12 protein-coding genes are annotated in these 13235 nt (G+C 71.7%); 7 read left to right on the top strand and 5 right to left on the bottom strand.

The window, feature by feature from the left end; genetic code table 11:
- On the top strand, positions 1-921 hold the full coding sequence (locus AW271_RS06075; RefSeq protein ID WP_062333249.1) for an ornithine carbamoyltransferase: 921 nt from the start codon (positions 1-3) through the stop codon (positions 919-921).
- Complete coding sequence (rfbB, locus tag AW271_RS06070) at positions 918-1853, top strand: dTDP-glucose 4,6-dehydratase (protein WP_062333246.1); 936 nt, start codon at positions 918-920, stop codon at positions 1851-1853. Before AW271_RS06075 ends, rfbB begins: the two co-directional genes overlap by 4 nt.
- Before the next feature lie 4 nt (positions 1854-1857).
- Here the strand turns inward: rfbB and AW271_RS06065 are convergent, their stop codons facing one another.
- From AW271_RS06065 to AW271_RS06050, 4 genes are read right to left on the bottom strand one after another with little or no spacing between them, the layout of a single operon-like run.
- Positions 1858-2532: a response regulator transcription factor gene (locus AW271_RS06065; RefSeq protein ID WP_174553073.1), complete on the bottom strand. Its 675-nt coding sequence runs from the start codon at positions 2530-2532 to the stop codon at positions 1858-1860.
- Entirely contained in the window at positions 2529-3668 is a 1140-nt protein-coding gene (locus tag AW271_RS06060; RefSeq protein WP_062333241.1) for a sensor histidine kinase, read from the bottom strand. Before AW271_RS06060 ends, AW271_RS06065 begins: the two co-directional genes overlap by 4 nt.
- A gap of 21 nt (positions 3669-3689) precedes the next feature.
- Positions 3690-4655, bottom strand: coding sequence for a hypothetical protein (locus AW271_RS06055; RefSeq protein ID WP_062333238.1), 966 nt, complete (start codon positions 4653-4655; stop codon positions 3690-3692).
- A complete protein-coding gene (locus AW271_RS06050) occupies positions 4652-6331 on the bottom strand; it encodes a carbamoyltransferase N-terminal domain-containing protein (RefSeq protein ID WP_062333235.1) in 1680 nt (559 codons plus the stop codon). The genes AW271_RS06055 and AW271_RS06050 overlap by 4 nt, the downstream gene beginning before the upstream one ends.
- Before the next feature lie 199 nt (positions 6332-6530).
- Between AW271_RS06050 and AW271_RS06045 the strand changes: the two genes are divergently transcribed.
- Genes AW271_RS06045 through AW271_RS06025 form a run of 5 tightly spaced genes read left to right on the top strand, consistent with a single transcriptional unit; the run spans position 6531 to position 12159 of the window.
- Positions 6531-7760: a class I SAM-dependent methyltransferase gene (locus AW271_RS06045; RefSeq protein ID WP_062333232.1), complete on the top strand. Its 1230-nt coding sequence runs from the start codon at positions 6531-6533 to the stop codon at positions 7758-7760.
- Positions 7761-7778: 18 nt separating this feature from the next.
- Entirely contained in the window at positions 7779-8768 is a 990-nt protein-coding gene (locus AW271_RS06040; RefSeq protein ID WP_062333229.1) for an SAM-dependent methyltransferase, read from the top strand.
- A gap of 10 nt (positions 8769-8778) precedes the next feature.
- Positions 8779-10317 (top strand): tryptophan halogenase family protein, encoded by a 1539-nt coding sequence (locus tag AW271_RS06035; protein ID WP_062333225.1) that lies wholly within the window; start codon positions 8779-8781, stop codon positions 10315-10317.
- Positions 10310-10834: a flavin reductase family protein gene (locus AW271_RS06030; protein WP_062333222.1), complete on the top strand. Its 525-nt coding sequence runs from the start codon at positions 10310-10312 to the stop codon at positions 10832-10834. The genes AW271_RS06035 and AW271_RS06030 overlap by 8 nt, the downstream gene beginning before the upstream one ends.
- On the top strand, positions 10831-12159 hold the full coding sequence (locus AW271_RS06025) for a cation:proton antiporter (RefSeq protein WP_062333219.1): 1329 nt from the start codon (positions 10831-10833) through the stop codon (positions 12157-12159). The genes AW271_RS06030 and AW271_RS06025 overlap by 4 nt, the downstream gene beginning before the upstream one ends.
- Here AW271_RS06025 and AW271_RS06020 read toward each other — a convergent pair.
- On the bottom strand, positions 12132-13136 hold the full coding sequence (locus AW271_RS06020) for a hypothetical protein (RefSeq protein ID WP_157553934.1): 1005 nt from the start codon (positions 13134-13136) through the stop codon (positions 12132-12134). The genes AW271_RS06025 and AW271_RS06020 overlap by 28 nt on opposite strands.
- Positions 13137-13235: the final 99 nt, after the last annotated feature.

Raw genomic sequence — 13235 nt, 5'->3', positions numbered from 1 at the left:
ATGTCCCCCCGTCACGTCATCTCGCTGCGCGACCTGACCGACGCCGACCTCGAACGGATCGTCGAGCGCGGCGTCCAGATCGCCGCCGACCCGTCCTCCGTCCGGCCCGTCCTGGCCGGGCGGGTGGTGGGCGTGTTGTTCACCAAGACGTCCACGCGGACCCGCACCTCCTTCACCGCCGGCGCGCTGCGGCTCGGCGCCCAGGTGATCGCGTACGGCCCGAACGACCTGCAGGCCAACACCGGCGAGTCGATCGAGGACACCGCGAAGGTGCTCGGGAGCATGCTCGACGGCCTGGTGATCCGCACCGCCGGGCCGCCCGCCGAGATGCGCGCCTTCGCCGCCCACTGCCCGGCCGTCGTCAACGCCATGAGCGCCGACGAGCACCCCACCCAGGCGCTGGCCGACCTCACGACGTTGTCGTCCCGGTTCGGCCGGGTCAAGGACCTGCGGGTGCTGTACGTCGGCGAGGGCAACAACACCGCCGCCGCGCTGGCCCTGTCGCTGCCCCGCTTCCAGGGCGTGGAGGTGTCCTTCCACACCCCGGCCGGCTACGGCCTGGCCCCCGAGGTGCTGCGGGAGGCCGAGGCGCTGGCCGCGCGGTCGGGCGGGCGCGTCGCCGAACGCCACGACATGGACCGGCTGCCCGAGGAGGTGGACGTCGTCTACACCACCCGCTGGCAGACCACGGGCACCAGCAAACCCGACCCGCGCTGGCGCGACGTCTTCGCGCCGTTCCAGGTCGACGGCGCGGTCATGGACCGCTACCCGCGGGCCCTGTTCATGCACGACCTCCCGGCCCACCGCGGTGAGGAGGTGACCGCCGGGGTGCTCGACGGCCCGGCGAGCATCGCCTTCGACCAGGCGACCCACAAACTCCACAGCGCGACGGCCGTCCTGGAATGGTGCCTCTCCTCATGAGAATCCTCGTCACCGGCGGCGCCGGCTTCATCGGCTCCCACTTCGTCCGCACCACGCGCGGCGCGAGCGTCACCGTGCTCGACCGCCTCACCTACGCCGCCGACCCCGCCAACCTGCAGGGGGCGCCGCACGACTTCGTCGAGGGCGACGTCTGCGACGCCGGCCTGCTGGCCGAGGTGGTGCCCGGCCACGACCTGGTCGTGCACTTCGCCGCCGAGTCGCACGTCGACCGCTCGATCCGGGGGTCGGCGGAGTTCGTCCGGACCAACGTGCTGGGCACCGAGGCGCTGATGCGCGCCTGCCTGGAGGCCGGCGTCCCGCGTGTCGTGCACGTCTCGACCGACGAGGTGTACGGCACCATCGACGCCGGCTCGTGGACGGAGGACTCACCCCTGGCCCCCCGCTCGCCCTACGCGGCGTCCAAGGCGGGCAGCGACATGATCGCGGCGGCCTACGCGATCACGCACGGCCTGCCCGTCTCGATCACCCGCTGCGGCAACAACTACGGCCCGCGCCAGTTCCCCGAGAAGGTCATCCCGCTGTTCGTCACCAACCTCCTGGAGGGCGCGAAGGTCCCCCTGTACGGCGACGGCGGCAACGTGCGCGACTGGATCCACGTCGACGACCACTGCCGGGCCATCCGGCTCGTGGCCGAGCACGGCGCGCCCGGCGAGGTCTACAACGTCGCGGGCACCGCCGAGCTGACGAACCTGGAGCTGACCGAGCGGCTGCTGACCGCGGTGGGCGCGGGCTGGGAGATGGTCGAGCGGGTGCCCGACCGCAAGGGCCACGACCGCCGCTACTCCCTCGACGACGCCAAGCTGCGCGCCCTCGGCTACCGGCCGCTGACCCCGTTCGCCACCGGCCTGGCCGAGACCGTGCGCTGGTACGAGGACAACCCGTCGTGGTGGAAGCCCAAGCGGGCCCGCTGACGGGTCAGTCGTCGAGCAGGCCCGCCTCGTGCACCAGCAGCGCGATCTGCACCCGGTTGTTCAGGCCGCACTTGGTCAGCACGGCCGACACGTGAGTCTTGACCGTGGCCAGGCTGATGTGGAGCCCGGCCCCGATCTCGGCGTTGGACAGGCCGCGCCCGACCGCGACGGCGACCTCGCGTTCGCGGCCGACCAGCACCGACAGCCGCTCCTTGGCGCGGGTGCGGCGCTCGTCGACGCGCGAGTCGGTGACCCGGGCGAGCAGCCGCCGTGTCACGGCCGGGGAGAGCACCGGGTTGCCCATGCGGACCTGGCGCACCGCAGCGACGATCTCGGCCGGCGGCGTGTCCTTGAGCAGGTAGCCGGCCGCCCCGGCGCGCAGCGCCCGCAACACGTGGTCGTCGGCGTCGAACGTGGTCATGACGATGACCTCGGGGGCGCCGGGCCGCGACCGGATCTGCTCGGTCGCGGTCAGGCCGTCCATGACCGGCATCCGGATGTCCATCAGCACGACGTCGGGGCGGTGCCGGGTGGTCAGCTCCAGCGCCTCCTGCCCGTCTCCGGCCTCGGCGACGACCGTGAGATCGGGCGCCCCCCGGAACATCAGGGCGAGTCCCATGCGGACCAGCGGGTCGTCGTCGGCGATGAGCACGCCGACCTTCGGCTCGGAGGCGGTCATGGAGGCCAGGGTAGCCATGCCGACAACGCCCAGGCGTCGTCACCGTCGGGCCCGTACTTCAACCGGCCGCCCACCGGCTGGACCCGCTCGGCGAGCCCGGCGAGCCCCTGACCCTGACCGGGTGTGCCGCCGGGGGAGGCGGCCTCGGTGACCGCGTTGCGGACCTCGATGGCCAGCCACTCGCCCGGCGTGCCCGACACCCGCACCGAGACCTCCGCGCCGGGCGCGTGCTTGCGGGCGTTGGTCAGCCCCTCCTGGACGATCCGGTAACCGGTGTGCCCGGCCCGGCCGGGGACGGCGGCGCCGTCGAGGTCCATGGTCAGGTGGACGGTCATGCCGGCCCGCCGCGACTCGGCGACGAGCTCCCTGATGCGGTCGAGCGAGGCCTGCGAGAGCTCCTCCACGGGGGCGCGCAGCACGCCGATGACCTCGCGCAGGTCCTGGAGCGCCTGGTGGGCGCTCTGCCGGATCACCGTGGCCGCCCGGGAGACGTCGTCGGGGGAGGCGTCCGGATTGAACTCCAGCGCGCCCGCGTGCACGCTGAGCAGGGAGAGCCGGTGGCCGAGCACGTCGTGGATCTCTCTGGCGATGGCCTCGCGCACCCGCTGCTGCGCCTCGGCCTCGGCCCTGACCGCGGTCTCCTTCAGCGTCTCCAGCAGCCGCCGGCGATGGTGGACGAGCATGCCCCAGCCGGTGGCCGCCGTCTGGAGGGCGGCCGCCAGCAGGAACAGGGTCTCGCGCGTCTCGCCGGGGCCCTGCCGCACCAGCGCGAACACGAGCGCGGTGAGGAGGCTGAGCCCGAAGATCGTCATGGTGGTGCGCACCGACCGGTGCACCGCCACCGTGAACAGCGCCACCAGCGTCGCCCCGCCGACCAGCTCGGAGAAGGCCGACAACACCACCAGGACCAGCGCCAGCTCGACCGGCCAGCGCCGCCGCAACCACAGGGCGCCGCAGCCGAGCACCCCGACGAGCTGGTCGAGCCCGAACAACACGGGCGTCACCGGGTCGGGCATGCCGAGCCGTTCGGCCGCCGTCACGATGCCGAGCACGGCGGCGAACAGGAACAGCAGGGTGTCGACCAGCCAGTCACGCAGGGTGCGGCGGGGCATGCGCGTCACTCCGGGCGTCTCCATTCCACCGAAGCCTAGAGGCTCCTACTCGTAGCCGTACTGCTCGATCAAATCGCCGAACTGCTCGGTGAAGCGGGCCGTGTTCCGCTCGGTGAAGCGCTCGCGCCAGCCGCCGCTGCGCCCCTTGTAGAAGCTCCACGCGTCCGGGTTGTAGACCCGGCCGGCGACCTCCTCGGCGTCGCGACCCGAGCCGATGTGGGTCAGCACCCGGTTCACCGCGTCGAGTTGCCGCTCCCGCGAGCCGCCGCCCTGCGGCCCGACCAGGTCCTCGTAGCGGACCTTGCACACGTTGGGGTGGTTGAGCAGCCACAACGCCTTCTCGAACTGGTCGCGGGCGAGGAACGCCCGGTCGCGCAGCGCGTAGTCGATCTTCTCCTCCCAGGTCGGCTTGCTCTGCAGGATCGCGCTGAAGATGTCGGCCTCGAAGAAGTTGCCGTACCCCTCCTTGGTGCGCCCCTCCAGGAAGTTGATCATCGAGACGACGGCGTCGCGCGGGTCGCGGTAGTTGAAGATGAGGGGCGGGCAGCCGGTCTCCACCCACTCGCTGAGGAAGGTGCCGTCCACCCGCTCGATGTCGAGCTCGTGGAAGATCCAGCACAGTCCGGGCGGGGTGTCGGCGAAGCGGCTGTACGACAGGTGCGGGTTGGTGGCGATGTGCTCGGCGTACTCGTAGCGGGTGCGGCCGTAGCGGTTGACGACGCGCTGGCCGAGCTGGCGCTGCCAGTGCCAGACCATGGCCGCCCACGCCTCGCGGGCCCGCTCCTCGAAGGCGGCGGTGCCGCGCAGCCCGGCGAACTCGTCGTAGTCGACCTTCGACAACACCTGTGCGCCGATGGCCAGGCTCTGCTCCTCGTCGAACCGCGGCACCGTGTGCGGTCCCGGCCGGGGCACGCCGACCATCTTGAAGCCGAGCTCCAGCATGAGCTCCTGCATCAGGTGGGTGCCGCTCTTCTGCGTCGAGATGACCATGACGCGCTGTTCCCGGTTCACATGGACCTCCTCTGGTACAGGACCCCGTCGCTCCAGATGACGTCGACCCGGCCCCAGCGCATGGCGGAGGCGACGTCGGGGAAGAAACCGCCGCCGCTCGGGCCGGCGCTGGTGCTGCACAACACCGGGATCCCGCTCCACGTGGCGTACTCGCGCAGGATGGTGGACAACACCGGGTCGTCGTCGGCGGTGACCGTCTGGAGGCGGGCGGTGCCGTCGAGGTGCTGGATCGCGGGGATGCGGTCGACCCACTCGGGGCGGATGCGGTGCTCGTACAACATGTACGGATCGGGCGTCCCCGGGTCGAAGATCTCGGCGGCCCGCGACGCCAGGCAGATCGGCGTGACCGGGCGGTGCTCGTCGCGCTGCTTCAGCTCGTTGAGCAGCCGCCGGGTGCCGCCGTGCACCGCCGGGGCCAGCACGCTGCGCGAGCCCAGCGCGCGCGGCCCGAGCTTGCCCCGCCCGCTGAGCACGACCGCGGGCCGGCCCGTCAGGTGCAGGAGCCGGGCCAGCTCTTCGGGCCGGCAGGGCGAGAGCGACCAGTCGTCCGGCGGGTGGGGCTGCCGGGTCAGCGCGGGGCCGAGCCGCAGGCTCCACTCGATCGGCCGCAGCCCGGTCTCGCGGCCCAGGTGCGCGGCCGCCGCCCCGATGGACGACCCCGAGTCGTCGGGGAACGGCGGCACCCACATCTCCCTGATCGCCGGGTCGGCCCGCAGGGCCGAGTTCCACTTGATGTTCAGCGCGCAGCCGCCGGTGAAGCACAGGTTGACCGGCCCGTCGCCCTTCCACGCGCGCACCCGCGTGACCAGCCGCTCCACGAGCAGCTGCTCCATGAAGGCGTGCAGGCCCGCCAGCACGTCGGCGTCGGCCGCGCCCATGCGGTCGGCCCGCTCGCGCAGGTCGAGCAGGGCGGCGCGGGCGAACCGGTACGACGGCTCGGCCGAGCCCCCGCAGCCCACGACCGACCGGCGGTAGTCGCGCGCCCCCTCAGAACCGCCGGTGAAGTGGGTCTCGACCACCTCCCGCACCACGGCCAGGATCTCGTCCTTGGCCGCGCCCAGTGCGAGGTAGGCCATCAGGTTCCCGGCCGACAGCGGGTCGGGGGCGCCGTCGCCGCCGTCCCGGCGCGTCGGCCCGAAGAACTCCGCCGCGAGCGCGTAGAAGTCGCCGACCAGCGGGAACAGCGCGCCGCCCGGTTCGATCCGGCCGCCGGCGTCCACGTGGTAGAGGCGCGGGAAGGAGTCGCCGTCCCAGACGAGGACGACCGACGGGGCGCCCTCGGCGGCGAACGGGCTGGTGCAGTAGGCGGCGGCGATGTGACTGGTCAGGTGGGGATAGCTGGTGTACGCCACCTCCGTCCCGCCGAGGGTCATGGCGCCGCGCAGGCCGGGCGCGCCCGGATCGGGCGAGGCCGCCGTCTCCAGGTAGGGCGCCACGCGCACGCCGAGCACCCGCCCGGGGGCCGTGCCCGCCCAGCCGTCGACCACCCACTCGTCGACGTCGCCGATCTCGTATCCCTGTCCGGCGAGTAATCTCGGCACGATTTCCAGATCCGGAACGCCGCTGTGCCGCGGGTTGTTATCCAGCTTCTGGATCTCGATATTGAACTCGAGCTTGCCGTCACCGAGCAGAGCCACTCCGCCGCCCTTGGTCAGCTTGAGCCCGGCAGTAATCATCGCTCTCCTCCGCATTCAGTGGCGCCGTACCCGCTTCATTGATATCCAATTAATCGGCCCAAAAGCTAGCCGTAGTCCTGGTGAGACGGCCATCCGTCCCGCTGGCGGGACACTGCGGAGAGAATTGTTTGCGGAAATCCCGGGGGCGCGCTGAAAATGCCTCGGAGAGATTCTGGGACCCGGTCGATCAGGAGCTCGTATGTCAAACCAATCGTTATGCCGTGTGTGCGGCGGGACGGTCCGTGAGTTTTTCGATTTCGGTCGTCAGCCGTTGTCGGACGCATTTCTTCCGCCCGGCGCGGACCTGGGGGAGGAGTTCTTCTACCGCCTCGCCACCGGCCTGTGCGAGTCGTGCACGATGGTGCAGCTCATGGAGGAGGTGCCGCGTGAGCGCATGTTCCACCAGGAGTACCCGTACCACTCGTCGGGCTCGGCCCACATGCGCGGCCACTTCGAGGAGCTGGCCAAACGGCTGCTGACCACCGAGCTCGCCGGCGACGACCCGTTCGTCGTGGAGGTGGGCTGCAACGACGGCGTCATGATCAAGGCGCTGGCGGAGGCGGGCGTGCGCCACCTGGGCGTCGAGCCGTCGGGCGGCGTGGCCGACCTGGCCGCCGCGAAGGGCATCCGGGTCCGCAAGTCGTTCTTCGAGGAGTCGACGGCCAAGGAGATCCGCGCCGCCGACGGGCCCGCCGACGTCGTCTACGCGGCCAACACGCTGTGCCACATCCCCTACATCGGGTCGGTCCTGTCGGGCGTGGCGGCGCTGCTCGCGCCGACCGGGGTGTTCGTCTTCGAGGACCCCTACCTGTCGGACATCGTCGAGCAGACCTCCTTCGACCAGATCTACGACGAGCACTTCTTCTTCTTCACCGTGCGCTCGGTCCAGGCCATGGCCGCCGGGCACGGCCTCGAACTGGTGGACGTCGAGCGCCTGCCGGTGCACGGCGGCGAGGTGCGTTACACGCTGGCCCACGCGGGCGCCCGCCGGCCCTCGCCCGCGGTGGCCGAACTGCTGGCCGAGGAGGACGCGCGGCGGCTCGGCGAGCTCGACACGCTGCGCCGCTTCGGCGAGAACGTGCTGCGCATCCGCGACGACCTGACGGCCCTGCTGCGCCGCCTGCGCGCGGAGGGCAAGCGCGTCGTGGCCTACGGCGCCACGGCCAAGAGCGCGACCGTCACCAACCTCTGCGGCATCGGCCCCGACCTGGTCGAGTTCGTCTGCGACACCACCCCCGCCAAGCAGGGACGGCTCACCCCCGGCACCCACATCCCGGTCGTGCCGCCGGAGGAGTTCTCCCGCTCCTACCCCGACTACGCGCTGCTGTTCGCGTGGAACCACGCCGCCGAGATCATGGCCAAGGAGCAGGCGTTCACCGACTCCGGCGGCCAGTGGATCTTGTATGTGCCCAGCGTGCGGACGGTGTGAATCCCTGAGGAGGGCTCGATGAACCCGCAAGTCACCACATCAGCTGACATCTTCAACTCCACCGTCGCCGGTTTCGCCATCGCCACCGCCTGGGAGGTGGGCGCGCTCGACGAACTGCACGACAAGGGCGTCGTCGACGTGCCGGCCTTCTGTGCCCGGCACGACCTGCACCTGCCGTCGGCGCGGAGCATGTTCGCCGCCCTCGCCTCGGCCGGCGTCGTGGTGCGCGACGGCGACGACACCGCGCACGCCGGCCCGGCCCTGCCGGGCGTCTACCGGGACAAGGCGTTCTTCCACTGGCTGACGATCGGCTGCGCCGAGTTGTTCGGCAACATGCCGCGCATCGTCCGCAACGAGAACCGCACCGGCGCGTTCTACCGCCGTGACGCGGTGGCGATCAGCCACGCCTGCAAGGACATCAACCGCCAGGCGTTCGACCCGGCGTTCTGGGACGCGATGGACGCCATCGACTTCTCCTTCCGCACCGTCGCCGACCTCGGCTGCGGCGGCGGGGGGCGGCTGGCCCAGATCGCGGCCCGCTACCCCGACGTCACCGGCGTCGGGATCGACATCGCCCCGGCCGCCCTGCGCGACGCCGCGGCGAACGTGGCCGCCGACGGGTTCGGCGGGCGGTTCGAGTTCATCGAGGCCGACGTGCGGGAGATGGACGCCGACCAGCGCCTGGAGAAGGTCGAGGTGCTGACCTGCTTCATGATGGGCCACGACTTCTGGCCCCGGGAGCAGTGCGTGACCTCGTTGCGCCGGCTGCGCGAGGCGTTCCCCAACGTCCGCCGTTTCCTGCTGGGCGACACGGCCCGGACCACCGGCATCCCCGACCGCGAGAAGCCGGTCTTCACCCTGGCGTTCGAGACGGCCCACGACCTGATGGGCGTCTACCTCCCGACCCTCTCCGAATGGGAGAGCGTGTTCGAGGAGAGCGGGTGGACGTGCCTGAACGCGCGTCCCGTCGACGTGCCCGCCGATTCCGTCGTCTTCGAACTGGCCTGAGGAGTTCATCGTGATTCGATCTGTGGTGATCGTGGGTGGCGGCACGGCCGGCTGGATGACCGCCAGCTACCTGAAGGCGGCCTTCGGCGACCGGCTCGACGTCACGCTGGTGGAGTCGCCGCGCGTCAAACGCATCGGCGTGGGCGAGGCCACGTTCAGCACCGTGCGCCACTTCTTCGACTACCTCGGGCTCGACGAGGCCGACTGGCTGCCCAAGTGCGCGGGCGGCTACAAGCTCGGCATCCGCTTCGAGAACTGGGCCGGGAACGGCGAGCACTTCTACCACCCCTTCGAGCGGCTGCGCGTGGTCGACGGCTTCTCGATCGCCGACTGGTGGCTGGCGCTGGGCGACCGGAGCGAGTCGTTCGACCGCTCCTGCTTCATCACCACCGCGTTGTGCGAGGCCAAGCGCTCGCCCCGGCTGCTCGACGGCTCGTTGTTCAGCTCCGGGCTGGACGGCTCCCTCGGCCGCAGCACCCTCGACGAGCAGCGGGCCCAGTTCCCCTACGCCTACCACTTCGACGCCGACAAGGTCGCCGAGTACCTGGCCGGCCTGGCCACCAAGAACGGCGTGCGCCACGTCGTGGACGACGTCCAGCACGTCGCCCAGGACGAACGCGGCTGGATCACCCACGTCCGCACCGCCGCGCACGGCGACGTCGCCGGGGACCTGTTCGTCGACTGCACCGGCTTCCGCGGCCTGCTGATCAACCAGACCCTCGGCACGGAGTTCGAGTCGTTCGAGGACGTGCTGCCCAACAACCGGGCCGTCGCCCTGCGGGTGCCGCGCGACGAGGCGACGGACATGAACCCGTACACGACGGCGCGGGCGATGAACGCCGGCTGGATGTGGACGATCCCGCTGTTCCGCCGCAACGGCAACGGCTACGTCTACTCCGACCGGTTCATCAGCCCGGAGGAGGCCGAGCACGAGCTGCGCCAGGCCGTCGCCCCCGGGCGGGACGACCTGGAGGCCAACCACATCCGCATGCGCATCGGCCGCAACCGCGACTCGTGGGTCAACAACTGCGTGGCCATCGGCCTGTCGAGCGCGTTCGTGGAGCCGCTGGAGTCGACCGGCATCTTCTTCATCCAGCACGGCATCGAGCAGCTCGTGCGCTACTTCCCCGACGAGCGCTGGGACCCGGTGCCGATCGCCGCCTACAACGACCGCGTCGCGCACGCCGTCGAGGGGGTCAAGGAGTTCCTGGTCCTGCACTACAAGTCGGCCCAGCGCGACGACACGCCGTACTGGAAGGAGGCCAAACTCCGGGCCATGCCCGAGGGCCTGCGCGCCAAGCTCGACCTGGCGGGCTCCCGCCTGCTGGACGAGGAGACCATCTACGCGCGCTACCACGGCTTCGAGAGCTACTCGTGGAACGCCATGAACCTCGGCCTCGGCCGGATCCCGCGCACGCCGCCCCCCGCGCTGGCGCACATGGACCCGGCGAACGCGCGGGCCGAGTTCGCCCGGATCAAGGCCGAGGCCGACGAACTGGTCGCGGCCTTGCCCAGTTGTCACGAATACCTGGCGAAGATCAATGACTGACCCCGCCGCCCCGGCCACGCCGGGGGAGTTCCGCGGCTTCATGCGCTCGTTCGTCACCGGGGTGACGGTCGTCGCCTCGGTGGACGGGTCGGGCGGCCTGCACGGCCTCACCTGCAACTCGCTCAGCAGCGTCAGCCTCGACCCGCCGACGCTGCTGGTCTGCCTGGACGTGCGCAGCGGCACCCTCGGCGCGGTGCGCGACAGCGGGGCGTTCACGGTGAACCTGCTCGGCGCCGCCGCCCGGGGCACCGCCGAGTTGTTCGCCTCCGCCGAGAAGGACCGGTTCGACCGGGTCACCTGGAAACGGACGGCGCTGACCGGCCTGCCCTGGCTGGTCGAGGACGCGCTGGCCGTGGCCGAGTGCCGGGTCAGCGACGCGGTGGCCGTCGGCGACCACGTGGTCGTCTTCGGCCGGGTGGTCAACATCGAGAGCGGCGAGGGCAACCCCCTGCTGTACGGCATGGGGAGGTTCGCGGCGGTGGAGCGGGCGACGGCGGCGCCGGTGAGCCGGGCATGACGAGCGTCCAGCCGACCGGGCTGAGCCCCGGCTGGCGGGCCGCGGTCGGCGCGGCCGCCGGCCTGCTGATCCTCGGCGCCGCCGTGGCGTTGTGGGTGCCCGGCCTCGGCGGCGCCGACGCCGTCACGAAGTTCCTGCTCGCCGTGGCCGTGATCCTGCTGGCCAGTCACGTCTGCGGCGAGCTGGTGCGCAAGATCGGGCAGCCGCCCGTGCTCGGGGAGATCCTGGGCGGCCTGCTGCTCGGGCCGTCGGTCCTCGGCGCCGTGTGGCCGCAGGCGGTCGGCTGGTTGTTCCCGCCCGACGTGCTGGCCGCCCTCGACAAGGCCGCGCAGCTCGGGCTGGTGGTCTTCATGTTCCTGCTCGGCTGCGAGCTGCGCACCGACCGGCTGAAGCTGCCCCGCGTCATCGGGGCCACCGTCGTCGGCGGCATGGGCCTGCCGTTCCTGTGCGGCGTGGGCGTCGCGCTGCTGGCGGGCCCGATGCTGGCCGGCACGCGCGGGGAGGAGTGGGCGTTCTACCTGTTCTTCGGCCTGGCCGTGGCCGTGACGGCGCTCCCGGTGCTGGCGCGCATCCTCGTCGACCTCGGGATCGAGCAGACCCGCGTGGGGGTGCTGGCCCTGTCGTCGGCGGCCATCGGCGACGGCGCGGCGTGGCTGGTGCTCACGCTGATCCTGGCGGCGGGCAGCGCCGGCGGCTTCGGCCAGGTGCCCGAGACCGCCGGGCTGGCGGCGGCGCTGCTGCTCGTCACGGTGTTGTGCGTGCGGCCCGCGCTGGCCGCCCTGGCCGCGCGCACCGATTCGGCGCGGGTGCTGACGATCGTGCTGGTGGTGGGCGCGACCGGGTTCTCGGCGCTGACCCAGCTGATCAACCTGCATCCGCTGATCGGCGCCTTCCTCTTCGGCGTGGCCGTGCCGCGCGGGTCGGAGGCGGTCAGGCGGGTGGGGGAGCAGCTCCAGGGGTTCACGCTGATGATCCTGCTGCCGCTGTTCTTCGCGGGCGTCGGGCTGAAGACGTCGATCGGGCTCATCGGCGCGCATCCGTGGTACTGGATGGCGGCCCTGGGCATCCTCGTCGTGGCCCAGGTCTCGAAGGTGGTCGGCGCGGGCGGCGCGGCGCTGCTGGCCGGGCTGCCCCGGCGCGAGTCGCTCCAGCTCGGCGTCCTGATGAACTGCCGGGGGGTCACCGAGCTCGTCATCGCCGCGATCGGCCTGCAGTTCGGCCTGATCAACCAGCTCGGGTTCACGATCCTGGTGCTGCTCGCGATCATCACCACCGCCATGACCGTCTACCTGGTGCGTTACACGGGAGGACGGCCGCTCTCCTGAGCGCGGACGCGCTTGTGCGGGAACAGGGAGCGCCGGGGCAGCTGGGGCCAGGCGTTCCCCCTCAGCGCGTTGCGGATCTGCTCCGCGCCGGTGGCGGCGTCGTCGACGGTCACGATGAGCTCGCCGCCGCCGCGCAGCGCCACCAGCAGCGCCGGCCCCCTGCGGATGATCACCGCGTGCCGTTTGAGGCTGCGGATGCGCCATCCCCACCCGCCCCAGTCGCCGGGGTCGACCTCGATCACCTCGGCGGTCTCGATCTGCCTGAGCGGGATGCGCCAGATCGCCCACTGGCAGACGCGGCCCCGGATCGACAACTTCTTGCCGTCGAAGGTCAGCAGGATGCCGCCCCACAGGTTCAGCGTCGCCAGCGTCGCCAGCGCGGGCAGCATCAGCCAGTAGGTGCTGACCAGGGCCAGCAGGGTCAGCACCCCGGCGGTCGCGAGCGTCTTGCGCACGAACTCGGGATTGCGCGACTGCCCGATCCAGGCCGTGCGCCCCCGGTAGGCGCCGATCCGTGAGGGGATCGGGTCGGGCGGCAGCTCGGCGGGCGGCCCGGAGCGCCGCAGCAGCGGGTAGACCGCGACGGCCGCCACCGCGAAGGCCGTCGCGCCGACGGCGACCGTGATGTATTCGGCGCCGGTCATCGGCCTGGCCAGGCGCCAGTCGGCGACGTCGAGGTTGGCCGCCAGCGGGCACACCACCACCCCGCACATGAGCACCGCCGTCAGCGCCACCACGCCGCCGGCCAGGATGCGCTGCCCGATCGAGCCGGGCGGCCGCAGGTAGGCCAGCAGCGCGAGGGTGGAGCCGATCTCGATGGTGGTGACGGCGACGTCGCCGATCATCGGCCAGAGCGGCGTGGGCTGCACCGGACGGCCGTCGACGAAGTGCACCGCGACGACGCCGGGCAGCCGGTGCTCCAGCGCCCATAAAGCCCAGACGACAAGGACGAGCATGGCGGCGGGCAGGACGGCCACCACGAGAATGAAACGCGTGAATATTCGCTCGAGTGCGACTCGAATGCGCACAGCGACCCCCGTATTACTTTCTGCGTCCCCCAGTGTTTTCATCCCTGG

Source organism: Herbidospora sakaeratensis, assembly GCF_001570525.1.
Classification (GTDB): domain Bacteria; phylum Actinomycetota; class Actinomycetes; order Streptosporangiales; family Streptosporangiaceae; genus Herbidospora; species Herbidospora sakaeratensis.
Note: the sequence above shows the minus strand (reverse complement) of the source record. Positions and strands in the feature narration are given on the sequence as shown.